We start from the raw sequence: 24,720 nt of genomic DNA, 5'->3' as shown, positions 1-24,720 counted from the left end.
CCCCCGACTTGGGCGAAGCTATCAAGGTTTTTTTCAACGACCGCCGGCAGGATCGCCAGCGCCAGAAAGTCGAGTGTTTAGCACCGACAAGGACTGTCATGACCACGTTCATTACAGATCGCGCCTGTTCACAGCACCGGGATTGCATCTACCCGGAAAAACCACTCAGTACCCGCCTGGGCTACCCCTCGGTGCACGACTTCGAAGTGCGTCGCACGACCGACGGCCGCGGCAACGCCATCATCGCCCGAAAATCATTCGCCCCCATGGAGAGGATGTGCAGGGTTTCGGGGCTGCTGGTGAGCCGACGGCGCCTGCACACGCTGCAGATCCTGCCGGACGTCCACATGTATGACCCGCGCTTCGCCGGATTGCTGCTGCATTCCTGCAACCCGAATGTCTTCCTCGACATGAGCGAACTGTGGCTGTGGTCACTGGCCCACATCGATGAAGGTGACTGCCTGACGATGGACTACGCCAGTACCGAACAGAAACTGTATCGACAGTTCGCCTGCCGGTGCGGTTCACCCAACTGTCATGGCTGGATTACCGGCTATGACGAACCGCCCAATGAGCAGGGAATGAAGTTTCTACGGCACTGGCGCCGACAATGTCACCGCGACTGACGAACCGGACTCAAGGCGCGTCGACCGGACGCAGCCGATACTGTGGCGGCAACTGTTCGAAACCGCTGATCGTGGTGTCCAGGCTCTTCCAGCGTCCATCCTTGATGCCGTAGATGCAGCCATGGATCGACAGTTTCTGCCCGCGATGCCAGGCGTTCTGCACTATGCTGGTATGGCCGACGTTGGCCACCTGCTGGATCACGTTCAGCTCGCACAGCCGGTCGACACGTTCCTCCTCGGTCGGCAATTGGCCCAACGCCTCGCGATGTTCGTAGTACAGGTCGCGAATCGAGCGCAGCCAACCGTCGATCAGGCCCAGTTGCCGGTCCTGCATCGAGGCACGCACACCGCCACAGCCGTAATGGCCAGTGACCAGGATGTGTTTGACCTTGAGCACGTCCACCGCGTACTGGATCACCGACAGGCAGTTGAGATCCGTGTGCAGCACTACGTTGGCCACGTTGCGGTGTACGAACAGATCGCCCGGCAGCATGCCGACGATCTCGTTGGCCGGCACCCGCGCATCGGAACAGCCGATCCACAGGTATTCCGGGGTTTGCTGACGAGCCAGCTTGGAGAAGAAGTCAGGATCTTCCTGCTTGATCGCATCGGCCCAACGCGCGTTGTTATCAATCAGATCTTGTAATTCGTTCATGCTGTCTAGCCTCGATTGAGAGTGCGCAACTGTGACAAACGACCGCCGGTCGAGGTCACGTCGGCGATGCATTGGAATTCCTGGATGCGCTGCCGGTCGACACCAGTAAGGCCCACAGTATGAGGAATTGCCATGAATGATTCACGACGCCCCTTCGATGCGACGCAACCGGAACCCATTGACGACAATGAGGATCGCATGGGCTCGATGCATGAACTGGAGTTCGACGAAGAAGAGCCCAGCGCGAAGATCGGTGACGAACTGCCGGAAAACGAACGCGAGCACCTGATGCCTCGCGAACGCGTCCGTGAAGTCGGGATGACCGGGGCTTCGACGGATGATCACGAATCGACCGATGACGACATGAGCCCGGAAACCCTCATCCACGAAGACGGCGCCCGGGACGCCCACGAGACCGGGGACGACGAACAGGCAGACTGGGACCTGAGCGTGGTGGATGAAAATGATATTGGCGGGGGCGATGGGCTGGACGAAGCGGAAATGGCGGATATCGATCCGCTGGATGGCAAGCGCTGACCCGACAATCGCCATCGCGAGCAAGCTCGCTCCCACAGTGGTTTTGTGTTTGGCCTCGGATTTAATGTACACCGCCAAGCCCCTGTGGGAGCGAGCTTGCTCGCGATAGCCGTGGCTCAGTTTGCATCAATGTTGGATGTACCGCCGTCTTCGCGAGCAGGCTCGCTCCCACAGGGGGGCGTGGCAGTTCAGTCCACCAAGGTACAAGCCATGACCACCGCATCCTCACGCCCACCCACCGCCGGGTAGTAATCCCGGCGCCGGCCAATTTCATTGAAGCCATAGCGCTCATACAGCCGGAACGCCGTGCGGTTGCTGTCGCGCACTTCCAGGAAACACTCCCGGGCCTCCGCCTTGTAGGCAATCGACATCAAGTGTTCCAACAGGCGCAAACCCAGGCCTCGGCCCTGGTTTTCCGGTTTGACGGTGATATTGAGCAGGTGCGCCTCATCCAGGATGATCTGCACCACGCCATGGCCCACTTGCTGCTGGCCTTCGAACATCAGCCAGATCTGGTATTTGCCCAGACCGTCGAGAAATATCCCCCGGGTCCAGGGGTGGCTGTAGGCGGCGTATTCGATTTTCAGTACAGCGTCGAGGTCCGCCTCGGTCATCGGGCGGAACGATACAGCGTCACTCATTCGATTCTTTCCAGCGCGCCATCAGCCGGCGCATGGCTTGCCAGACATCAGCCTTGCGCTGTGGCGTTTCCATTAACAGTTCCAACCCGGGCAACGCCCAGGCCGAGCCCAGGCCTTCGACCTGCAATTCACGATTGAACGCTTCGGCATCCGCCTCGCCGGCAAACTTCACCGCCGGCAGGCCGATCAGCCACAGGCACACGCAGGGCTCGTCTTCGAGGCGCGCCGAAACGAACCCCTGGACAAAATCCCGCGCCGCTTCGGGCCCCTGGTCCATGGTGCCGCGCGACAACAGCGGCCAGCGCACCGGTTCGCCAATGATCTGCGGGCTATCCGGCAGACCGGCGGCGCGCAGCATGTCCTTGAGCAGCAAGTAGGCTGGATCGCGGCTTTGAAACGGCTCCCCCGTGGCCAACTCCACCAACAGCAGGCAACGCCCGGCCCGCAGCAGTTGCAGGGCGAAACGCGGCGGCGCGACGTAGGGGGCCTTGGGCGGTGCCTCGACAACCTCTTCCACCGGCTTGGCGTTGGTACGGGTCGAGGCCAGGCTCGGACGCGGCACTTCGATTTTTGGCCGTTCGACCACGGGCGCCACCGGCTCGGCGACCGTCTTGGCCACAGGCGCGGTCACGACCGGCGCGATGTACTCGGGCTCGGGCGTTTCCAGCAGCTCGGGCCGCGACGGGGCGGCGAACGGCAATTCGGTACGCGGCAGCCAGTTGACCACCTGCATGGCGGTCAGATAGGCGCGGCGACGGGACTCGATAAGCAAGGGTCGGCCACTTGTGGATAACTGAAAGTGGGAGGGATTCTACCGCCCTTCGAGGCGGATCGCTTCCCTGTTGAGCCAATAGTTGATCGATAGCAAACGACAGTCCGTCCAAGGGGTGAATCGCAACCGGCCCGATGCAGTACAATTGCCGCTTTTAATTGCCAACCCGACGGCCATTGCGATGATCGAACCCAAGCGCGTCTTGCGCGCCCTCGCTGAACACTGGGCATTGCTGGAACCTTTGTGCGAGCACTTCGACCAGGGCACCCTGAGCCTCAACGAATTGCGTTCACAGTTGGCCGCCCAACAACTGGACAGCACGCCCCAGGACATCACCAGCCTGCTGGATGTGTGGATCCGCCTGGACATTCTCGTACCGGTGGCGAAAAGCCCGAACCGCTTCGAGCTCAACGCCCAGATCCATGACTTCCTCGCCTACCTGCGCCGCGAGCACCGCCTGGGCCTGTGCCTGGAGATCGAAGCCTACCTGCGCCACCTCGAACGCCTGGCCGGCTACATCCAGGACGCCTTCGACATTCGCGACGGCAACGACCTGGCCCGCCAACTGCGCCTGCTGGACATGCGCGTGCGCGACGTGCTCAAGAAACTCGCCAACGACGAACAGGCCCTGGTGGCCGTGGCCGAGCGGGCCAAGACCAGCGACCGGCAGATCCCGCTGCGCCAGCGTTACGCCGAAGTGTTGGCGACCTGGGACGAATACGTCGAGCCGATGATTCAACTGGTGAACGCCGACGGCGCCTTCGAGCAAGGCGTGCGCAAGGTCGAGAACGTGCTGTTGCGCATGCTCACCGAACAGCAGCGCCTCGGCCATCTGGTGGACGACGACATGCTGCTGCGCACCCACGCGCGCATTCTCGAGATGCAGACCAGCGCCCAGTTGACCCTGCGGCATGCCCGTGAACTGCTCCTGCCACTGCGCGAAGAAGCCCGCCGGCATAACGCCGTGACCCGTGGCGCGGCTTTGGCCCTGGCGGCCATTCGTCGCAAAGGCATCGATGCCGTGCCGCAGGCCGCCATGCCGATGTTTACCCGGCCGCAAAGCACGTTCCTGGGCAGCGCCAGCCAGGTCGAAGCCTATGTCTATGCGCTGGCCCGTTTCGAGCCGAAACCGGCGCGCTTCCCCAAGTCCCACAAGACCCACAAGGGCGGCGAGGCACCGCGTGCGCCACGCACCGTGCGCGAGATGGTCGAGCGCTGCGAAGACGCCCTGCCGATGCCGGACCTGATGACCTGGCTGCTGGAACAGGAACCGGACGGCGCCACCGACGAATTGCTGTACTGGTTCTCGCGCCTGTCGCGGGAAAAACGTTTCAAGCGCGAGCGTCTGGAACGCCGCGACTATCACACTCACGAGCATCAGGTCAGCCTGCGCTCCTTCGCCCTGCTCTCGGCCGGCGACACCGCCGCCGAGGATTCTGCGAGCATCCCCCATGCATCTTGATCTATCCGAACTGTCACAGCTGGCGCCGATCTTCCGCGAGCTGTTCAAGGGTTACCACGTCAGCCGCCGCGACCCGGAGCTGTACGCACAACTGTCGAACTTCCAGGACCAATACCGCACGCTGTTCAAGGCCCTGGGCTTCGAACTGGTGTGCGACACCCGTGGCTTCTATTACTTCGTGCCGGACCTGGCCGCCGCGGCGGTGAACAAGACCGCCCAGCGCCTAGCCCTGTTCACCTTCATCCTGGTCGAGCACCTGGCCGACCAGGGCCGCGACCCAATTGCCGTGCTCGACGGCGGCAGCCTGGGCCGCGATGAGCTGCCGTCGCTGCTGGAAAAATACCGCGACCTGTTCATCCAGGCCGAAGTACAGACCCAGGAAGAGTTGGAAGAAAAAATCATGCGACGCATGACCCAACTGGGTTTTGCCAGTGAAGAAAATGGCGTTTACCGCTTCCTGCCGCCGATGCATCGCTTCCTCGACGTGTGCCTGTCGGTCCAGCAGGACCGCGACCTGGCCGCCAGCCTGCACAGCGTGCTGCCGTTGCCGGTGCCCGTGCTGATCGACGAAGACAGCGACGAAAAACTGCTGCAGACCGATGATCCGCTGGACCTCAGCGAATTTGAAGGTGAGAGCGAAGAAGACGCACTGGCCCGCGCCATTGCCGAAGAACAGGAGACCGACGCATGAGCAAGGAACGCTACGGCATCCGCCGCTTTGCCCTTTTGAACACCGCCGGCTACAGCCTCGGTCTGTTCCCGCTGGAAGAACCGCTGTCGGTCTATGGCGCGAACAACCTCGGGAAATCCGCCTCGATCAACGCCTTGCAGTTCCCGATCCTGGCGCGCATGTCGGACATGAGCTTCGGCAAGTACAGCCTGGAACAATCCCGGCGTTTCTACTTTGCCTCGGACACCAGCTACATCCTGGTGGAAGTCGCCCTGCCCCACGGCCCGCACGTGATTGGCGTGGTCGGTCGCGGCCCTGGCGGCGGTTTCGGTCACCAGTTCTTTGCCTACGCCGGCAAACTGGACTTGGCCCATTATCAGAAAAATGACACCTGCCTGCGTCAGAAAGAACTGTTCACCAACCTGGAGCGCGAAGGCCTGAAAGCCTACGAACTCAAGCCGGATGAACTGCGACGCCTGCTGGTGGGTGGCCACACCTCGATCCCGCTGGACCTGACGCTGATCCCGCTGCGCTCCACCAGCGAGCAAAGCCTCAAGACCTTCCGCGCGCTGTTCATCAACCTGCTGCACATGCGCGAAATCACCGCGGCCAAGCTCAAGCAACTGTTCCTCGACGCGTTCGAGCACAGCCTGCGTTCCGGTAGCGTGGACTACATCGCCGCGTGCGAAGAAGCCTTCCGCGACGTACGCCGCATGGAGCAGGACTACAACTCCCTGGTGGCGGCCGGTCCGCTGGTGGAAGCCCTGGCCAATGGCGTGAAGCAGCGCGATATCCTGCGCGGCAAATTGCATCGCCTGTCGCCATTGCTCGACTCATTGCTCGGCACCTGGTCGGACTACGCCAGTGCGCGCAAGGAAGAGCTGACCATCCAGGCCGAACACTACCGCAACGAACAGGATTCGCTGCAGAACGACCAGCGCGGCGGCACTCAGGAACTGATGCGCCTGGAGCGGGAAATCAGCGGCATCCAGCGTTGGCTCGGCGAACTGTCGGTGCTCAAGCATCGCTTTGCCCTGGTGGATGACGTCAAGGTCCTGGAGCAGCAACTGCTCGCCGCCAAGGACGCCCACGACGAACTGGCCGGCGCCCTGGCCCAGTCCCGGCAGTTCAGCGCCGAGGACCTGGAGGAGCGCCTGCGGGACCTGGAAAAACGCCTGAAGTCGGTCAAGCAGCAACTCGATCACGCCGACAACAACAGCTATGCCCGCCTGCGGGAAGAGTTCTCGCAGCAGGACGTCGAACGCCTGATGCGCCTGTTCAACAGCGCCCTGTTCAGCCTGCCGCTGGGCGAACACGGCATCGCGCTGGACGAGAATGGCGAGTGGGTCAAATCCATGGAGCTGATCCTCGACGGCTTCAAAGGTGAGCGTTTCGAAGTGCCGGGCCTGTCTATCGACCTGTCCCACATCGAACCGCCTGCCCTGCAAGCCCTGGCCGACCGCGCCGCGCTGCGCGACCAGAAAGAACGCCTGGAAAAAGAACTCAAGCAGCTCAAGACCCAGCAAGCCGTGGCCGCCGACCGCGCCGCGAGCAAGACCCAGACCGAAGCGCTGTACCAGCAGGTCCTCGATGCGCAGAAAGCCCTGGAAGACTTCCGCCGCAGCCAGACCCTGAGTGCCGAAGAAGGCGAGAAGCTCGAGCAACTGGCGCAGATGGAAGCCGCCCAGGACGAACTCAAGCGCTCCAGCGATGCCTTCACCGAGCGTGTCCAGCAGCTGTCCGCCAAGTTGCAGTTGGTGGGCCGGCAGATCGCCGACATGGAAGCCAAGCAACGCACCCTCGACGATGCCCTGCGCCGTCGTCAATTGCTGCCGGCGGACCTGCCGTTCGGCACGCCATTCATGGACCCGGTCGACGATTCCATGGACAACCTGCTGCCGCTGCTCAATGACTACCAGGACAGCTGGCAAGGGCTGCTGCGGGTCGACGGCCAGATCGAAGCGCTGTATGCCCAGGTGCGCCTCAAGGGCGTGGCCAAGTTCGACAGCGAAGACGACATGGAGCGACGCCTGCAACTGCTGATCAACGCCTATGCCCACCGCACCGACGAGGCCCTGACCCTGGGCAAGGCGCGCCGTGCGGCCGTGACCGACATCGCCCGGACCCTGCGCAACATCCGCAGCGACTACGACAGCCTCGAACACCAACTGGCGCTGTTCAACCGCGAGATCAACAAGCGCCAGGTGTCCAACCTGCAGAGCTTCCGGATCGTCCTGGCGCCGAACAAGGAAGCGCTCAAGCACATCGACCAGATCATCCACAGTGCCGGCCAGTACGAGGAAGGCGAGACACTGTCGGTGTTCGACCTCAGCCAGAGCGCCGAGCAGGACAACAAGAACGAAGAAGCCAAGGAATACCTGGCGCGGCTGGTGGCGGCGAACCACAACCAGCTCGGCCTCAAGGACCTGTTCGAACTGGCGTTCGAGATCACCAAGGTCAACGGCCAGCCAGTGATCCACACCGACATCGACGGTGCGGCGTCCAACGGCACCACCATGACCATCAAGGCGCTGACCAACATGTACTTGTTGCTGCACCTGATGGACCGCGAACAGGCCGGCCGCGTGCGTCTGCCGTACTACCTGGACGAAGCCGCGGACATCGACGAGAAAAACCAGGCCGCCCTGCTGGAGACCAGCCTGCAACTGGGCTTCGTGCCGATCCTGGCCAGTGTGAAGCCGCAAGTCTGCGCCAGTGTCGCCATTGACCTGGAAGGTGGCAGCGGCCCGAACGGCATCTACATCGACGAAGCGGACTGGAAGTACATCCGCCGTCACGATGCGGTGAAGGCCACGGTGAATGTCCAGGCCGACGAGCCGGAGCTGGATCCGGTGTGAGGTGAATTACCGGGGCATGAAAAAGGCCGCGATCCATTGGATCGCGGCCTTTTTTATTGCGCTGGTTTTGAGTCGTCAGTGCAACTGATGGCCTCATCGCGAGCAAGCTCGCTCCCACAGGTTTGGCGTCGTTCATGGCAATCAAGTACGACATTCATCCATTGTGGGAGCGAGCCTGCTCGCGATGGCGTCAGAACAGACTAACGCCACTCCAATCACTTACCGAGACTGATCTTCGGCGCCCAAGTCAGCCATTCATCTTCAAACTTATCGAACAGTGGGAAAGTCTGCTCCGGTCGAGCCGGATTGCCCATTCGTTCGCCATCCGGCGTTGCGAACGCAATGCCGCCCTGGATAAGCGTTTCAAGCGACTCGGTGCGCACCGTCGCGCCCTTGAACAGACCAAAGTCCAGACCGAAACCACTGCTATTCCAGAAACGTGTGCCGCTGCGCACCAGCGGCGCATACTTGGGCTCGATCAGGATATGGATCAGCACCCGGTCCGCGGTCTGGCCCAGTTCATAACCGGTGACCTTGCCCACCGTAATCTCGCGATAGGTCACCGGTACGCCGATCTTCAACGAACCACGGCGGGCCGCGCTCAGCACCAGGCTCAGTCCTGCTTCGGGCACAGCGCTTTCCGGTGGGTTGGCCAGGGCCACGAAGCTTTTCTGCGGCCCGAGGTTTTTCGCCGAAGGCTGCACTTCAATGTATTGGCCGGTTACCAGCGTTTCCAGGTTGGAGGTCTTCATCAACCCCAACTCCGGCTTGACCACCCAGAACTGGGACCCGACCCGGGCGATGCGCTCCGGCACTTCGGTGATACGCGCCGTGAGCAGCACCGATTGCATATCGGCGCTGAGATCAACATCCTCGATCTTGCCCACATCCAACCCTTTGAACCGGATCGGCGTACCACTGCGCAAACCATCGGCGCGATCGACCTTGATCGTGACCTCAGTGCCTCGCTGTTGTGCGGCTTCGTGATCGGCGAACAGGCGGAAACGGGGGATGCGTCTTTTCAGCGGCACATTCGGTTCCGGAGTTTCGAAGGCAATCCCACCAGCCATCAGGCTTTGCAGGGACTCGCTCTTGACCTGGATCCCGCCCGTCAAACCTCCCGTAAGCGTGATACCACTGGCGTTCCAGAAACGTGTCGAGCCGTTGACCAGCCCTTCGTACTCCTTCTCGATGTGCACACCAATGATCAGCTGCTTCTTCTTGCGGGAGAACTGATAGCTCTGCACCGACCCGACCTTGACCTGCTTGTAGAGGATCGGACTGCCGACCTCCAGCGATCCGAGGTTTTCGGTCAGCAGGACCAGGTGCAGCCCCGGGGAACGCAAGTCCAGTGGTGGAGCTTTTGCCCGGGCTTCGAACTCCCGTTGCGGCGCGCCGCCCTTGTCACCCGGTCGCACGGCAATGTAGTTGCCCTTGACCAACGCTTCCAGGCCGGTGATACCCGCCAGCGAGATCGATGGCTTGACGACCCAGAACTGCGTGCCGGTTACCAGGTAATCTTCGGCCAAGGGGTCCAGGGTCAATTCAGCCGTGGCGCTGGCCAGGTCCGGATCGACCTTGAGGTTCTTCAGGCTGCCGACCTGGATGCCTTTGTACATGACCGGCGTACGACCGGCCTGCAACCCTTCGAAATCGCTGAGCTTGACCTTCACTCGAATGCCCGCCGCAGCGGCGTCAAAGTCTTCGTAAAGACGGAACGGCAGGCTTGGGTCCGTCGGCGGGCTGTCCTTGCGGCTTTCCGGCGTGGCGAAGGCAATCCCTCCGGCCACGATGCTGGCCAGGGACTCGCTGCGCACTTTGACGCCCGAGAGGTTGGCATCGATGCTGATGCCACTGGCATTCCAGAAACGCGTGTGTTTGCGCACCAGGCTGGCATAGGTCGGCTCGATGAAGATTTTGATCTCGACCTTGCTCTGATCCTCCGACAGCAGGTAGCTCTTCACCTGACCGACCTGAATCTGTTTGTAGAACACCGGGCTGCCACGGTTCAGCGAACCCAACCGATCAGCCTTGAGGGTCAAGTGCAACCCCGGCTTGGCATCCGACAGCGGCGGCTCTTCGGCCAGGGCCTTGAATTTACGGGCCGACTCCCCTTCACCTGGGCTGATAGCCACATAGTTACCCGAGACCAGGGTTTCCAGGCCAGTGATCCCGGCCAGACTCACGCTCGGCTTGACCAGCCAGAAACGTGTTCCGGTCTTGAGGTACTGCTCGACGTCCTTGTTCATCTCGATGGTCGCGACCACCCCCTTGGAGCTGCCTTCGTCATCGAGGGTAAGAGCCGTCACTTTGCCGACCGTCATCCCTTTGTAGACGACTTCGGTTTTGTTGACCTGGATGCCTTCTCCGCTCTCAAAGCGCACATTGATCTCGATTCCGGTCTCGTTATAAGCCCGCCAGCCGAGCCAGCCGCCGATGATCAAGGCAATCAACGGCAGGACCCAGATGGCCGACCAGTTCGAAGCCGGTCGAGTTTTAGCGGTAGGCAAATCAGTCATGGTCGTCATCCGACTCCGTGTTATCCCAAATCAGTCGGGGATCGAAGGTTACTGCGGCAATCATTGTCAAAATCACTACGCTGGCAAAAGCGATCGCGCCGAGACCGGCTTCGACACTGGCGAGCCGTCCGAAATTCACCACGGCCACCAAAATGGCGATCACGAAAATATCCAGCATCGACCAGCGACCAATGAACTCGATGAAACGGTACATAAGGATGCGTTGCTGCGCCGACATAGGCTGATGCCGCTGAACGGAAAACAACAACAAGGCGATGCCCACCAGTTTGAAAGTGGGTACAACGATGCTGGCGATGAACACCACGGCAGCAATAGGAATCATGCCGTGTTGAACCAGCTCGATGACGCCGGCCATGATGGTACTCGGGGCGCCCTGGCCCAGCGAGTTGATAGTCATGATCGGCAACATGTTGGCCGGAATATAAAGAATCGCGGCCGTGATCAACAATGCCCAGGTCCGCATCAAGCTGTTCGGGCGACGGGGGTGAACCAGCGCGCCGCAGCGAGTACAGGTTTGGTTATCGGCCTCAGCATCCTGCCGATTCAACTCGTGGCACTCCGTACAGATCAGAATCCCTGCATCAATCGCCCGCATGGGCATCTTCTCCTGATAACGCCTGCCAGATCTGATGGGGTGACATCACCACCTCCAGCCAGACCTGGACCAGCAACAAACTGATGAAGCACACCAGGCCAAGGCCTACGGTGATGGCCGCCATGTCTGCCAACTTGACGATGGCCACCAGCACCCCCATGAGGTAGACCTCAAGCATCCCCCAGTCTCGTAGATGGTGATAAATGCGATACAGCAACAAACCGTAACTACGGCCAAAGTCCAAGCGAATGGACAACAGCACCACCAACTGACAAAGCAACTTGAGTAGTGGAATGCCCATGCTGCACAGGAACACCACTGCCGCGATGCCTTGCATACCGGTATCAAACAGCCCGACCACCCCACTCCAAACGGTGTCCTGGGAGGACTGCCCGAGCAGATTGAGTTCCATGATGGGTAAGAAGTTGGCCGGCACATATAACAGCAGGGCCGCGATAACCAAGGCAAGGCTGCGTTCAACTACATTGTGCCGGTGAGCATAGAGCTCATAGCCACAACGGCGGCACTCGGCTTTTTCACCATGGGCCAGCTGAGGCTTGCGCATCAACAGGTCGCACTCATGACACGCCACCAGATCGCTCAGGGGCAGATCTGACAACCTATCAATGTCTGACGGATCGGGCATAAACAGCTCTGGCTCAGCTAAGGTGGGGCTATTCTAGTGCTCCGGCTCGGAAATAACTGTGCAAATTTATCACGAGCTTTCGCAGACTTTCCTGGGGGCAAAAACAAAACCCCTACCTGCATCAGCAGATAGGGGTTTCGGAATTTAATCTTGACGATGACCTACTCTCACATGGGGAAACCCCACACTACCATCGGCGATGCATCGTTTCACTGCTGAGTTCGGGATGGGATCAGGTGGTTCCAATGCTCTATGGTCGTCAAGAAATTCGGGTACTGAGTCGCGGCCAGTTGGCCTCGCTTCAGCAAATTGGGTATGTGATAGCTTTGGTGTTTTGTGAGATTCGAACTTTCGGTTCGTTTCGTCTTCACACACCGCAATCTGGTCTCGTTCGCTTTTCAGCTCGGAGGATACAAATTGCTTGGGTGTTATATGGTCAAGCCTCACGGGCAATTAGTACAGGTTAGCTCAACGCCTCACAGCGCTTACACACCCTGCCTATCAACGTCGTAGTCTTCGACGGCCCTTCAGGGGACTCAAGGTCCCAGTGAGATCTCATCTTGAGGCAAGTTTCCCGCTTAGATGCTTTCAGCGGTTATCTTTCCCGAACATAGCTACCCGGCAATGCCACTGGCGTGACAACCGGAACACCAGAGGTTCGTCCACTCCGGTCCTCTCGTACTAGGAGCAGCCCCTCTCAAATCTCAAACGTCCACGGCAGATAGGGACCGAACTGTCTCACGACGTTCTAAACCCAGCTCGCGTACCACTTTAAATGGCGAACAGCCATACCCTTGGGACCGGCTTCAGCCCCAGGATGTGATGAGCCGACATCGAGGTGCCAAACACCGCCGTCGATATGAACTCTTGGGCGGTATCAGCCTGTTATCCCCGGAGTACCTTTTATCCGTTGAGCGATGGCCCTTCCATACAGAACCACCGGATCACTAAGACCTACTTTCGTACCTGCTCGACGTGTCTGTCTCGCAGTCAAGCGCGCTTTTGCCTTTATACTCTACGACCGATTTCCGACCGGTCTGAGCGCACCTTCGTACTCCTCCGTTACTCTTTAGGAGGAGACCGCCCCAGTCAAACTACCCACCATACACTGTCCTCGATCCGGATAACGGACCTGAGTTAGAACCTCAAAGTTGCCAGGGTGGTATTTCAAGGATGGCTCCACGCGAACTGGCGTCCACGCTTCAAAGCCTCCCACCTATCCTACACAAGCAAATTCAAAGTCCAGTGCAAAGCTATAGTAAAGGTTCACGGGGTCTTTCCGTCTAGCCGCGGATACACTGCATCTTCACAGCGATTTCAATTTCACTGAGTCTCGGGTGGAGACAGCGCCGCCATCGTTACGCCATTCGTGCAGGTCGGAACTTACCCGACAAGGAATTTCGCTACCTTAGGACCGTTATAGTTACGGCCGCCGTTTACCGGGGCTTCGATCAAGAGCTTCGCGTTAGCTAACCCCATCAATTAACCTTCCGGCACCGGGCAGGCGTCACACCCTATACGTCCACTTTCGTGTTTGCAGAGTGCTGTGTTTTTAATAAACAGTCGCAGCGGCCTGGTATCTTCGACCGGCGTGGGCTTACGCAGCAAGTGCTTCACCCTCACCGGCGCACCTTCTCCCGAAGTTACGGTGCCATTTTGCCTAGTTCCTTCACCCGAGTTCTCTCAAGCGCCTTGGTATTCTCTACCCAACCACCTGTGTCGGTTTGGGGTACGGTTCCTGGTTACCTGAAGCTTAGAAGCTTTTCTTGGAAGCATGGCATCAACCACTTCGTCACCCAAAGGGTAACTCGTCATCAGCTCTCGGCCTTAGAATCCCGGATTTACCTAAGATTCCAGCCTACCACCTTAAACTTGGACAACCAACGCCAAGCTGGCCTAGCCTTCTCCGTCCCTCCATCGCAATAACCAGAAGTACAGGAATATTAACCTGTTTTCCATCGACTACGCTTTTCAGCCTCGCCTTAGGGACCGACTAACCCTGCGTCGATTAACGTTGCGCAGGAAACCTTGGTCTTTCGGCGTGGGTGTTTTTCACACCCATTGTCGTTACTCATGTCAGCATTCGCACTTCTGATACCTCCAGCAAGCTTCTCAACTCACCTTCACAGGCTTACAGAACGCTCCTCTACCGCATCACTTACGTGATACCCGTAGCTTCGGTGTATGGTTTGAGCCCCGTTACATCTTCCGCGCAGGCCGACTCGACTAGTGAGCTATTACGCTTTCTTTAAAGGGTGGCTGCTTCTAAGCCAACCTCCTAGCTGTCTAAGCCTTCCCACATCGTTTCCCACTTAACCATAACTTTGGGACCTTAGCTGACGGTCTGGGTTGTTTCCCTTTTCACGACGGACGTTAGCACCCGCCGTGTGTCTCCCATGCTCGGCACTTGTAGGTATTCGGAGTTTGCATCGGTTTGGTAAGTCGGGATGACCCCCTAGCCGAAACAGTGCTCTACCCCCTACAGTGATACATGAGGCGCTACCTAAATAGCTTTCGAGGAGAACCAGCTATCTCCGAGCTTGATTAGCCTTTCACTCCGATCCACAGGTCATCCGCTAACTTTTCAACGGTAGTCGGTTCGGTCCTCCAGTTAGTGTTACCCAACCTTCAACCTGCCCATGGATAGATCGCCCGGTTTCGGGTCTATTCCCAGCGACTAGACGCCCTATTAAGACTCGCTTTCGCTACGCCTCCCCTATTCGGTTAAGCTCGCCACTGAAAATAAGTCGCTGACCCATTATACAAAAGGTACGCAGTCACCCAACAAAGTGGGCTCCCACTGCTTGTACGCATACGGTTTCAGGATCTATTTCACTCCCCTCTCCGGGGTTCTTTTCGCCTTTCCCTCACGGTACTAGTTCACTATCGGTCAGTCAGTAGTATTTAGCCTTGGAGGATGGTCCCCCCATATTCAGACAAAGTTTCTCGTGCTCCGTCCTACTCGATTTCACTTCTAAGATCCTTTCGCGTACAGGGCTATCACCCACTATGGCCGCACTTTCCAGAGCGTTCCGCTAAAATCAAAGAAGCTTAAGGGCTAGTCCCCGTTCGCTCGCCACTACTAAGGGAATCTCGGTTGATTTCTTTTCCTCAGGGTACTTAGATGTTTCAGTTCCCCTGGTTCGCCTCTTGCACCTATGTATTCAGTACAAGATAACCATCTTATGATGGCTGGGTTCCCCCATTCAGACATCTCCGGATCAAAGTCTGTTTGCCGACTCCCCGAAGCTTTTCGCAGGCTACCACGTCTTTCATCGCCTCTGACTGCCAAGGCATCCACCGTATGCGCTTCTTCACTTGACCATATAACCCCAAGCAATCTGGTTATACTGTGAAGACGACATTCGCCGAAAATTCGATCTTGCTCATGAGAGCAACTCACAAATTTTACCTTAGCCTGATCCGTTACCAGTGAAAGTAACGTCCAGTCTATCTTTCTATCACATACCCAAATTTTTAAAGAACGAACTAGTCAAAGACTAGAAATCAACATTCACCATCGAACCGATGGAATGCTCATTTCTAAGCTTTATACAATCGAAGCAGTAGTGGTGGAGCCAAGCGGGATCGAACCGCTGACCTCCTGCGTGCAAGGCAGGCGCTCTCCCAGCTGAGCTATGGCCCCGTATTTCTACAGGCGTTTCCCACACAAAATTGGTGGGTCTGGGCAGATTCGAACTGCCGACCTCACCCTTATCAGGGGTGCGCTCTAACCAACTGAGCTACAGACCCAATTTCGGGCTGCTTCTTTCGTCTTCTTCAATGAATCAAGCAATTCGTGTGGGAGCTCATGAAGCAGCTGCGGTCGTCGATTAAGGAGGTGATCCAGCCGCAGGTTCCCCTACGGCTACCTTGTTACGACTTCACCCCAGTCATGAATCACACCGTGGTAACCGTCCTCCCGAAGGTTAGACTAGCTACTTCTGGTGCAACCCACTCCCATGGTGTGACGGGCGGTGTGTACAAGGCCCGGGAACGTATTCACCGCGACATTCTGATTCGCGATTACTAGCGATTCCGACTTCACGCAGTCGAGTTGCAGACTGCGATCCGGACTACGATCGGTTTTGTGGGATTAGCTCCACCTCGCGGCTTGGCAACCCTCTGTACCGACCATTGTAGCACGTGTGTAGCCCAGGCCGTAAGGGCCATGATGACTTGACGTCATCCCCACCTTCCTCCGGTTTGTCACCGGCAGTCTCCTTAGAGTGCCCACCATTACGTGCTGGTAACTAAGGACAAGGGTTGCGCTCGTTACGGGACTTAACCCAACATCTCACGACACGAGCTGACGACAGCCATGCAGCACCTGTCTCAATGTTCCCGAAGGCACCAATCCATCTCTGGAAAGTTCATTGGATGTCAAGGCCTGGTAAGGTTCTTCGCGTTGCTTCGAATTAAACCACATGCTCCACCGCTTGTGCGGGCCCCCGTCAATTCATTTGAGTTTTAACCTTGCGGCCGTACTCCCCAGGCGGTCAACTTAATGCGTTAGCTGCGCCACTAAGAGCTCAAGGCTCCCAACGGCTAGTTGACATCGTTTACGGCGTGGACTACCAGGGTATCTAATCCTGTTTGCTCCCCACGCTTTCGCACCTCAGTGTCAGTATCAGTCCAGGTGGTCGCCTTCGCCACTGGTGTTCCTTCCTATATCTACGCATTTCACCGCTACACAGGAAATTCCACCACCCTCTACCATACTCTAGCTCGACAGTTTTGAATGCAGTTCCCAGGTTGAGCCCGGGGATTTCACATCCAACTTAACGAACCACCTACGCGCGCTTTACGCCCAGTAATTCCGATTAACGCTTGCACCCTCTGTATTACCGCGGCTGCTGGCACAGAGTTAGCCGGTGCTTATTCTGTCGGTAACGTCAAAACACTAACGTATTAGGTTAATGCCCTTCCTCCCAACTTAAAGTGCTTTACAATCCGAAGACCTTCTTCACACACGCGGCATGGCTGGATCAGGCTTTCGCCCATTGTCCAATATTCCCCACTGCTGCCTCCCGTAGGAGTCTGGACCGTGTCTCAGTTCCAGTGTGACTGATCATCCTCTCAGACCAGTTACGGATCGTCGCCTTGGTGAGCCATTACCCCACCAACTAGCTAATCCGACCTAGGCTCATCTGATAGCGCAAGGCCCGAAGGTCCCCTGCTTTCTCCCGTAGGACGTATGCGGTATTAGCGTCCGTTTCCGAGCGTTATCCCCCACTACCAGGCAGATTCCTAGGCATTACTCACCCGTCCGCCGCTCTCAAGAGGTGCAAGCACCTCTCTACCGCTCGACTTGCATGTGTTAGGCCTGCCGCCAGCGTTCAATCTGAGCCATGATCAAACTCTTCAGTTCAAACATCTTTGGGTTTTGAGAAAACCCTAAACTTGGCTCAGCAATCGTTGGTTACATCTTTGATTTCTCGCGGAGTAACTTGTGATGCTGATAATCTGTTGACTAGCAGTCTGACTCCACAAGCACCCACACGAATTGCTTGATTCAGTTGTTAAAGAGCGGCTGGCTGAGTCTTTCGCCTCAACCGAGGCGCGCATTCTACAGCGCCCCGTGTATCTGTCAAGCGGTTATTTTCAGAAGTTTTCAAAGTTTCCTTTGCAACTTCAACCACTTGCGCTTCCGATCTCTCGTTAGCGGGAGGCGAATTCTACAGCGTTACTCGCTGCTGTCAACACCTCTTTTTCACCGCTTTCGACCGAGAAGATCGAACCGCTGATAGAGCCAAACAACACCGCTCTACCCGCTCCTTCCGGGCTTCGATGAACTGAAGCCCAACACCTTCGAAACTAACTTAACTCATTGAATATCAAGGAGTTTTCCGTTTCGACTGCGCCGGAAGTGGGGCGAATTATAGACTTCCAGAATCTGCCGTCAACCCCTAATTACGCTTTTGTTGCAGAAGGAACTTTCCTACCCAGCAAACGCGGGATCCGACGCATAACCGGCGGGACTCTCAGCATCAACAGTACAGCCCCTATAAAGGCGTATATCGCCCACTCCTTCAGATCTGCCCGCACGATCCACAGCATATGCAACAACCCAAGCCCCAGGATCAGATAAACCAGGCGATGCAATTTCTTCCAGCGCACGCCAAGCCGCCGCTGACTGTAGCGATTGGATGTGACCGCCAGCGCCAGCAGGCCGAGAAAGCCAAGCGCCCCGACAATAATGTAAGGCCGCTTGCTCAACTCGACGCCCAGCTGCGACCAGTCGAACCCCAATATGAACGCCGCATACCCGCTCAAATGCAGCACCACATAAGTAAAGCACCACAACCCCAACTGCCGCCTGACCGCAATCCACCCTGCCCATCCCGTCAGCTTTTGCAGCGGCGTCATGCTCAAGGTGATCAACAACAGGATCAACGTGCCCAACCCGAGCCGATCCACCAGCACCTTGCCCGGGTCAGGACCCAGCGAGTTCATCAAGGCCTCGTAAAGCCAGAACAAGGGCCAGATCGCCGCCGCGATGAAGACGCCGATTCGCCAGACTGGAAAACGCATCAGTAGTCCTTCCTCAGGTCCATCCCTGCATATAAAGAAGCGACTTCATCCTGATAGCCGTTGAACATCAACGTATCGCGAACATTGGGACTGAACAGCCCGCTCGGTAAACGACGCTCATGCGCCTGGGTCCACCGCGGATGATCGACCGTCGGATTGACGTTGGCATAGAAACCGTATTCGTCAGACGCGATGCTCTGCCAAGTCGTCTTCGGCTGCTCACTCACCAGACTGATACGCACGATGGACTTCACACTTTTGAAACCGTATTTCCATGGGACCACTAGCCGCAGCGGCGCGCCATTCTGGTTCGGCAACTCCCGTCCGTACATTCCCACCGCCAGGATAGCCAACGGATTCATGGCCTCATCCAATCGCAAGCCTTCGACATATGGCCAGTTGATCAAGGCGAAACCGGAACGCTGCCCCGGCATGACCTTGGGATCCTGCAGGGTTTCGAAGCGGATGTACTTGGCCTTGGAGGTCGGCTCGACCTGCTTGAGCAATGCAGAGATGGGGAAGCCAATCCACGGAATAACCATCGACCAGGCCTCGACACAGCGCAATCGATAGATACGCTCTTCCAGTTGATAAGGCTTCATGAAGTCTTCCAACCCGTAGCGTCCCGGCTTGCCCACCTCCCCGTCCACGACCACGCTCCAGGGCTCGGTCTTCAACGACCCGGCATTGGCTGCCGGGTCTCCCTTGTCGGTTCCGAACTCATAGAAGTTGTTGTAATGGGTCGCGTCCTTGAACGGCGTGATGGGCTCATTCTTGACCGTGACCGCGCCCCATTGGACTGAAGGCAGTTTCTCGGCAAACCAGGACGGCGCCTTTCCGGGCTCGACATCGGCATACCGCGCCGCATCGGCAGCACTGGCCCATTGAGGCAAGCTGCTGACGGCGAGGCCAGACAGGGTTGCACCGAGCATTTGCCGACGGGATAGATAGAGGGATTCGGGCGTGACGTCCGATTCACGGCAGTCGGACGACTTAGGGATCTTGATCAGCATGACAACTCCGCAGTATTGGAGGGCAGATGTACCAATAGACTGCGGAGTATGGGGGAAATTACATTAAGGCAACGTTTAGCGTCGACGAAGACGCAACAAGTATTGCACCGGTCCGGAGGCGGCATAGCCCAGGAACACCAACAACAGGATACGCGGCGGATCACTGAACACCACTGCGAACACCAGCACCACCGCCAGAATCGCCACGAACGGCACACGGCCCTTCAGATCCAGCTCCTTGAAGCTGTTGTACTTGATATTACTGACCATCAACATCCCGGCCGCCGCAACCAGCAACGCCACCAGGAACGACATTTTCGACCCCTGGATGCCGTAGTCGCTGAATGCCCAGACAACACCTGCCACGACACCCGCCGCGGCCGGACTGGCCAGGCCGATGAAGTAGCGTTTGTCAGCCTTGCCAACCTGGGTGTTGAAACGAGCCAGGCGCAATGCCGCCCCCGCCACATAGATAAAGGCAACCATCCAGCCGACCTTGCCCATGTCCCCCAGCGCCCAGCCGAACGCCAGCAAGGCGGGAGCCACGCCAAAGGCGACCATGTCGGACAGCGAATCATATTCGGCGCCAAACGCACTCTGGGTATTGGTCATGCGGGCCACGCGCCCGTCCAGGCCATCGAGCACCATGGCGACGAAGATCGCAATGGCGGCGAACGCGAAGTAACGGCTCGCCCCTGCGCTATCGCCAGCGCTCAAGGCAGCCTGGGCACTCATGGAGCTGATGATGGAATAGAAACCGGCGAACAGGTTCGCGGTGGTGAACAGGTTCGGCAACAGATAGATGCCACGATGCCGGACCTTACGGCCTTCAGCGTCATGGCCTTCTTCGACGTGCTCATCGATGGGCAACAGGCTTTCGGCGTCAGGAGCCTGGTTTGGCTCGTCGGGACGTTCGCTCATGGACAATACCTTGCAACGGTGTGAAAAAATTCGACAGATGTCTGGGACGACGGTTCGGCCGCAAACGATGCAGCTTTATACCAGAAGCCACCGCCCAAACGAAAAAACGCGGCCGAGGCCGCGTTTTTCGATCAAGTTCGCGACTTAGTTCTTGGCTTTGTCGACGATCTTGTTGGCACCGATCCACGGCATCATCGAGCGCAGTTGCTCGCCGATGATTTCGATACCGTGAGCGGCATTGTTACGACGCTTGGCGGTCATCGAAGGATAGCCGGTAGCGCCTTCGCTGATGAACATCTTGGCGTATTCGCCGTCCTGAATACGTTTCAGGGCGTTGCGCATGGCCTGACGGGATTCGGCGTTGATGACTTCCGGACCGGTCACGTACTCGCCGTATTCGGCGTTGTTGGAGATCGAGTAGTTCATGTTGGCGATACCGCCTTCATACATGAGGTCAACGATCAGCTTCAGTTCGTGCAGGCACTCGAAGTAGGCCATTTCCGGCGCGTAGCCAGCTTCAACCAGGGTTTCGAAACCGGCCTTGACCAGCTCGACGGTACCGCCGCACAGAACGGCTTGCTCGCCGAACAGGTCGGTTTCGGTTTCGTCCTTGAAGGTGGTTTCGATGATGCCGGTACGGCCGCCACCCACGCCAGCAGCGTAGGACAGGGCCACGTTCTTGGCGTTGCCGGACGCATCCTGGTAGATCGCGATCAGGTCAGGGATACCGCCGCCTTTCACGAACTCGGAACGCACGGTGTGACCCGGGGCCTTCGGCGCGATCATGATCACGTCGAGGTCGGCACGTGGCACAACCTGGTTGTAGTGGATCGCGAAACCGTGGGAGAAGGCCAGGGTGGCGCCTTTCTTGATGTTCGGTTCGATTTCGTTCTTGTACAGCGCCGATTGGAACTCGTCCGGGGTCAGGATCATGACCAGGTCGGCCGCAGCAACGGCAGAAGCCACGTCGGTCACTTTCAGGCCATGGGCCTCGGCCTTGGCAACGGTGGCCGAGCCTTTACGCAGGCCGACAGTCACGTCAACGCCGGAATCTTTCAGGTTGCACGCTTGGGCGTGACCTTGGGAGCCGTAGCCGATGATGGCGACTTTCTTGCCCTGGATGATCGACAGGTCGCAGTCTTTATCGTAGAAAACTTTCATGAATTTCCCCTATATCCGGCCGTTCAGGCCATTCGCTAATTTGGTTAGATGCTCAGTACTTTGTCGCCACGGGCAATCCCGGTGACGCCACTGCGTACGGTTTCCAGAATCGAGGCAGTGCCGATCGATTGAATGAAGCTGTCGAGCTTGTCGCTGGTACCGGTCAACTGAACGGTATAGACGCTGGCGCTGACATCGACGATCTGCCCACGATAAATATCGGTAGTGCGTTTGATCTCGGCGCGCTGGGCGCCGGTGGCCTTGACCTTGACCAGCATCAGTTCACGCTCGATGTGAGCGCTTTCCGACAGGTCCACCAGCTTGACCACCTCGATCAGCTTGTTCAGGTTCTTGGTGATCTGCTCGATGATTTCATCGTGCCCTACGGTGGTCAGCGTCAGACGCGACAGGGTCGGGTCTTCGGTTGGCGCCACGGTCAGGCTTTCGATGTTGTAGTTGCGCTGCGAGAACAGGCCCACAACACGAGACAGCGCACCTGGTTCGTTTTCCAGAAGCAGGGAAATAATATGTCGCATGATTAGGTACGCTCCGTCTTGCTCAGCCACATATCGCGCATGGAGCCGTCTTTGATCTGCATCGGGTAGACGTGCTCGCTGGTGTCGACCGCAATATCGATCACCACCAGGCGATCCTTCATGGCGAACGCTTCCTCCATCTTCGACTTCAAATCCTTCGATTCGGTGATGCGCACGCCAACGTGACCGTAGGCCTCTGCCAGCTTGACGAAATCAGGCAACGATTCCATGTACGAGTGCGAGTGACGGCTGCCGTAGCTCATGTCCTGCCACTGGCGAACCATCCCCAACACGCCGTTGTTCAGGATCACGATCTTCACCGGCAAACCGTATTGCAGGCAGGTGGACAGCTCCTGGATGTTCATCTGGATGCTGCCTTCGCCCGTGACGCAGGCGACATCAGCCTCTGGGAAGCTCAACTTGATGCCCATGGCCGCCGGGAAACCGAAGCCCATGGTGCCCAGGCCGCCGGAGTTGATCCAGCGATTGGGTTTGTCGAACTTGTAGTACTGCGCAGCGAACATCTGGTGCTGGCCCACGTCGGAGGTCACAAAGGCATCGCCCTTGGTCACTTCGCACAGGGTTTCGATCACGGTCTGCGGCTTGATCACACTGCCGTCACCCTTGTCATAAGGGAACAAGCCACGATCGCCGCGCCATTCATCAACCTGCTTCCACCAACTGGCCACGGATTCCTTGTTTGGAACCTCGCCGATTTCCTTGAGGATGGCGACCATTTCGGTCAGCACGCTCTCTACAGGACCGACAATCGGCACGTCTGCCTTGATGGTCTTGGAGATGGACGCCGGGTCGATGTCGATGTGGATGATCTTGGCGTTCGGGCAGAATTTCGCCGGACCATTGATGACGCGGTCGTCGAAACGTGCGCCGACCGCCAGGATCACATCGGCGTGGTGCATCGCCAGGTTGGCGGTGTAGCTGCCGTGCATGCCGAGCATACCGATGAACTGACGGTCGGTGCCCGGGAACGCGCCCAGGCCCATCAGCGTATTGGTGACCGGCAGGTTGAGCATTTTCGCCAGTTCGGTCAGCGGCGCGGAGCCACCACCGAGGATCACGCCACCACCGGAGTACAGCACAGGGCGCTTGGCCGCCAGGAGCATTTCGGCTGCCTTGCGGATTTGCCCCGAGTGGCCGCGTACGGCCGGGCTGTAGGAACGCAGCTTGGCTTTTTTCGGGAAGATGTATTCGAACTTCTCGGCCGGGTTGGTCATGTCTTTCGGAACATCGACCACGACCGGGCCCGGACGACCGGATTCTGCCAGGTAGAAGGCCTTCTTCATGACTTCCGGGATTTCCGACGCGTGCTTGATCATGAAGCTGTGCTTCACGATCGGCCGGGAGATACCGATCATGTCGGTTTCCTGGAATGCGTCGGTACCCACCATGGTGCTGGGCACCTGGCCGGAAATGATCACCATCGGGATGGAGTCCATGTACGCGGTGGCGATACCAGTGATGGCGTTCGTGGCGCCTGGACCGGAAGTCACCAGTACCACGCCGGCCTTGCCGGTGGCACGGGCATAGCCGTCAGCCATATGGGTGGCGGCCTGCTCGTGACGAACCAGGATATGGGTCACTTCCGGTTCTTTGAACAGGGCATCATAGACATGAAGAAGAGCACCACCGGGGTACCCGTAGATATATTTGACGCCTTCGTCACGCAAAAAGCGGACGAGCATCTCACCGCCAGATAAAAGCTCCACGTTGTTCACCTCTAAAACGCCAGAATACCGACCCACAAGAAAGGGACGGGTCTTAATAGGTTTACTTCTCGGCAGAGCATGAGCGACGGTGGTCGCCGACTACGTCAGCACTGACTGAGCAAGTATTGGGATCGTCCCAAGTGTTGCGGGCCTTTCCCACCCAGCGCGAGGTAACGCGTTGCGGGTGTAACAGGTCGGCGCGGATGTGCGCCTCATGATCTGCTGAGTGGGTCTGCTTCTGGCAGTCCCTCTACAGCGGACTTTGGATTCTTCTGTTTCGCCTCCTTCAAGTCAAGTCGTCTATGTGTTTTATTCGAAGTAAGCGCATGAGAACGCAAGAAAAAACCTTTAAACGGCAACTGTGTTAGCTTCAATTGCGCAACCCATGACAAGGAAACAGCATGCGAATGATCTTCTTGACGGCCAGCCTGCTGGTTGGCCTGAGCCCGATGTGCATGGCCGGTCAGGTCTACAAATGGGTGGACGCCCAGGGCGTTACCCACTTCGGCGCCCAGCCGCCCGAAGGCACGGAGGCCACGACCGTGATCAAGTCCGCCCCGCCGCCCGCCAAACCGGCGGCACCGCCGTCTGGCGGAGTCATTGGCGACCAAAAGGCCATCGACCAACAGGTCAAGAAACAGATTGCCGAGCAGGAAGCCCAACTCAAGGCGTTCTGCGAACAGGCCCGGACCAATCTGGCGCAATTGCAGAACAACCCCAGGGTACGCGAAGACGTAGAGGGGGAAATGCGCCGCCTCACCGAAGAAGAGCGGCGCCAGCGGATCGACGAGACCCGCAAGCAAATCGAGGAGAATTGTCAGTAACG

The 24,720-nt window shown here is 58.1% G+C and carries 19 protein-coding genes, 2 tRNA genes and 3 rRNA genes; 6 read left to right on the top strand and 18 right to left on the bottom strand.

The annotated features are described in order from the left end of the window. Positions 1 to 98 precede the first annotated feature (98 nt). The gene (locus AB4O09_RS05825; protein WP_003205579.1) at positions 99 to 626 is read left to right on the top strand and encodes an SET domain-containing protein; all 528 of its coding nucleotides are present in this window, start codon (positions 99 to 101) and stop codon (positions 624 to 626) included. A gap of 10 nt (positions 627 to 636) precedes the next feature. Here the strand turns inward: AB4O09_RS05825 and can are convergent, their stop codons facing one another. Both can and AB4O09_RS05815 read right to left on the bottom strand, forming a co-directional pair. Further along, positions 637 to 1,281, bottom strand: coding sequence for a carbonate dehydratase (can, locus tag AB4O09_RS05820; protein ID WP_003205581.1), 645 nt, complete (start codon positions 1,279 to 1,281; stop codon positions 637 to 639). 5 nt (positions 1,282 to 1,286) lie between these two features. Then, on the bottom strand, positions 1,287 to 1,415 hold the full coding sequence (locus AB4O09_RS05815) for a hypothetical protein (RefSeq protein ID WP_256365268.1): 129 nt from the start codon (positions 1,413 to 1,415) through the stop codon (positions 1,287 to 1,289). Here AB4O09_RS05815 and AB4O09_RS05810 point away from each other — a divergent pair. Next, on the top strand, positions 1,414 to 1,818 hold the full coding sequence (locus AB4O09_RS05810) for a serine kinase/phosphatase (protein WP_460095770.1): 405 nt from the start codon (positions 1,414 to 1,416) through the stop codon (positions 1,816 to 1,818). The genes AB4O09_RS05815 and AB4O09_RS05810 overlap by 2 nt on opposite strands. A 188-nt stretch (positions 1,819 to 2,006) precedes the next feature. Here the strand turns inward: AB4O09_RS05810 and rimI are convergent, their stop codons facing one another. Then, on the bottom strand, positions 2,007 to 2,459 hold the full coding sequence (rimI, locus tag AB4O09_RS05805; protein ID WP_003205585.1) for a ribosomal protein S18-alanine N-acetyltransferase: 453 nt from the start codon (positions 2,457 to 2,459) through the stop codon (positions 2,007 to 2,009). Further along, complete coding sequence (locus tag AB4O09_RS05800; protein ID WP_460108003.1) at positions 2,452 to 3,231, bottom strand: energy transducer TonB; 780 nt, start codon at positions 3,229 to 3,231, stop codon at positions 2,452 to 2,454. Before AB4O09_RS05800 ends, rimI begins: the two co-directional genes overlap by 8 nt. A gap of 181 nt (positions 3,232 to 3,412) precedes the next feature. Between AB4O09_RS05800 and mksB the strand changes: the two genes are divergently transcribed. From mksB to mksF, 3 genes are read left to right on the top strand one after another with little or no spacing between them, the layout of a single operon-like run. After that, positions 3,413 to 4,693, top strand: coding sequence for an Mks condensin complex protein MksB (mksB, locus tag AB4O09_RS05795; protein ID WP_041476417.1), 1,281 nt, complete (start codon positions 3,413 to 3,415; stop codon positions 4,691 to 4,693). Further along, positions 4,683 to 5,384, top strand: coding sequence for an Mks condensin complex protein MksE (gene mksE / locus AB4O09_RS05790; RefSeq protein ID WP_003205590.1), 702 nt, complete (start codon positions 4,683 to 4,685; stop codon positions 5,382 to 5,384). Before mksB ends, mksE begins: the two co-directional genes overlap by 11 nt. Then, positions 5,381 to 8,221: an Mks condensin complex protein MksF gene (mksF, locus tag AB4O09_RS05785; RefSeq protein WP_003205592.1), complete on the top strand. Its 2,841-nt coding sequence runs from the start codon at positions 5,381 to 5,383 to the stop codon at positions 8,219 to 8,221. Before mksE ends, mksF begins: the two co-directional genes overlap by 4 nt. A gap of 215 nt (positions 8,222 to 8,436) precedes the next feature. Here the strand turns inward: mksF and AB4O09_RS05780 are convergent, their stop codons facing one another. The 14 genes from AB4O09_RS05780 to AB4O09_RS05715 all read right to left on the bottom strand — a co-directional run bounded on the left by AB4O09_RS05780 (position 8,437) and on the right by AB4O09_RS05715 (position 23,894). Further along, positions 8,437 to 10,740: a PqiB family protein gene (locus AB4O09_RS05780; RefSeq protein ID WP_003205594.1), complete on the bottom strand. Its 2,304-nt coding sequence runs from the start codon at positions 10,738 to 10,740 to the stop codon at positions 8,437 to 8,439. After that, positions 10,733 to 11,356 (bottom strand): paraquat-inducible protein A, encoded by a 624-nt coding sequence (locus AB4O09_RS05775; protein WP_013694217.1) that lies wholly within the window; start codon positions 11,354 to 11,356, stop codon positions 10,733 to 10,735. The genes AB4O09_RS05780 and AB4O09_RS05775 overlap by 8 nt, the downstream gene beginning before the upstream one ends. Then, positions 11,343 to 12,002, bottom strand: coding sequence for a paraquat-inducible protein A (locus tag AB4O09_RS05770; protein ID WP_003205598.1), 660 nt, complete (start codon positions 12,000 to 12,002; stop codon positions 11,343 to 11,345). The genes AB4O09_RS05775 and AB4O09_RS05770 overlap by 14 nt, the downstream gene beginning before the upstream one ends. Positions 12,003 to 12,150: 148 nt before the next feature. Then, positions 12,151 to 12,266: ribosomal RNA gene (rrf, locus tag AB4O09_RS05765) — 5S ribosomal RNA — on the bottom strand. A gap of 168 nt (positions 12,267 to 12,434) precedes the next feature. Beyond that, positions 12,435 to 15,326, bottom strand: a 23S ribosomal RNA gene (locus AB4O09_RS05760). Positions 15,327 to 15,572: 246 nt separating this feature from the next. Further along, a tRNA-Ala gene (locus tag AB4O09_RS05755) sits at positions 15,573 to 15,648 on the bottom strand. A gap of 30 nt (positions 15,649 to 15,678) precedes the next feature. Beyond that, positions 15,679 to 15,755: transfer RNA gene (locus AB4O09_RS05750), tRNA-Ile, on the bottom strand. Positions 15,756 to 15,836: 81 nt separating this feature from the next. Next, positions 15,837 to 17,373: ribosomal RNA gene (locus AB4O09_RS05745) — 16S ribosomal RNA — on the bottom strand. The 16S, 23S and 5S rRNA genes sit together here with 2 tRNA genes alongside, the layout of an rRNA operon. Before the next feature lie 542 nt (positions 17,374 to 17,915). Continuing rightward, complete coding sequence (gene msrQ, locus AB4O09_RS05740) at positions 17,916 to 18,536, bottom strand: protein-methionine-sulfoxide reductase heme-binding subunit MsrQ (protein WP_003205600.1); 621 nt, start codon at positions 18,534 to 18,536, stop codon at positions 17,916 to 17,918. Beyond that, positions 18,536 to 19,549, bottom strand: coding sequence for a protein-methionine-sulfoxide reductase catalytic subunit MsrP (gene msrP / locus AB4O09_RS05735; RefSeq protein WP_003205603.1), 1,014 nt, complete (start codon positions 19,547 to 19,549; stop codon positions 18,536 to 18,538). The genes msrQ and msrP overlap by 1 nt, the downstream gene beginning before the upstream one ends. Before the next feature lie 75 nt (positions 19,550 to 19,624). Beyond that, the gene (gene pssA / locus AB4O09_RS05730) at positions 19,625 to 20,470 is read right to left on the bottom strand and encodes a CDP-diacylglycerol--serine O-phosphatidyltransferase (protein WP_013694218.1); all 846 of its coding nucleotides are present in this window, start codon (positions 20,468 to 20,470) and stop codon (positions 19,625 to 19,627) included. 144 nt (positions 20,471 to 20,614) lie between these two features. After that, positions 20,615 to 21,631: a ketol-acid reductoisomerase gene (ilvC, locus tag AB4O09_RS05725; protein WP_003185459.1), complete on the bottom strand. Its 1,017-nt coding sequence runs from the start codon at positions 21,629 to 21,631 to the stop codon at positions 20,615 to 20,617. 44 nt (positions 21,632 to 21,675) lie between these two features. Beyond that, on the bottom strand, positions 21,676 to 22,167 hold the full coding sequence (gene ilvN, locus AB4O09_RS05720) for an acetolactate synthase small subunit (protein ID WP_003205610.1): 492 nt from the start codon (positions 22,165 to 22,167) through the stop codon (positions 21,676 to 21,678). Positions 22,168 to 22,169: 2 nt separating this feature from the next. After that, positions 22,170 to 23,894, bottom strand: a complete 1,725-nt coding sequence (locus AB4O09_RS05715) for an acetolactate synthase 3 large subunit (RefSeq protein ID WP_003205612.1) — start codon at positions 23,892 to 23,894, stop codon at positions 22,170 to 22,172. Positions 23,895 to 24,295: 401 nt separating this feature from the next. Here AB4O09_RS05715 and AB4O09_RS05710 point away from each other — a divergent pair, with 401 nt between their 5' ends. Next, entirely contained in the window at positions 24,296 to 24,718 is a 423-nt protein-coding gene (locus AB4O09_RS05710; protein WP_013694219.1) for a DUF4124 domain-containing protein, read from the top strand. The last annotated feature ends 2 nt before the right edge of the window (positions 24,719 to 24,720 follow it).

The organism is Pseudomonas sp. H1_F01 (assembly GCF_054681425.1).
This window is presented reverse-complemented; position numbering and strand designations above follow the sequence as displayed.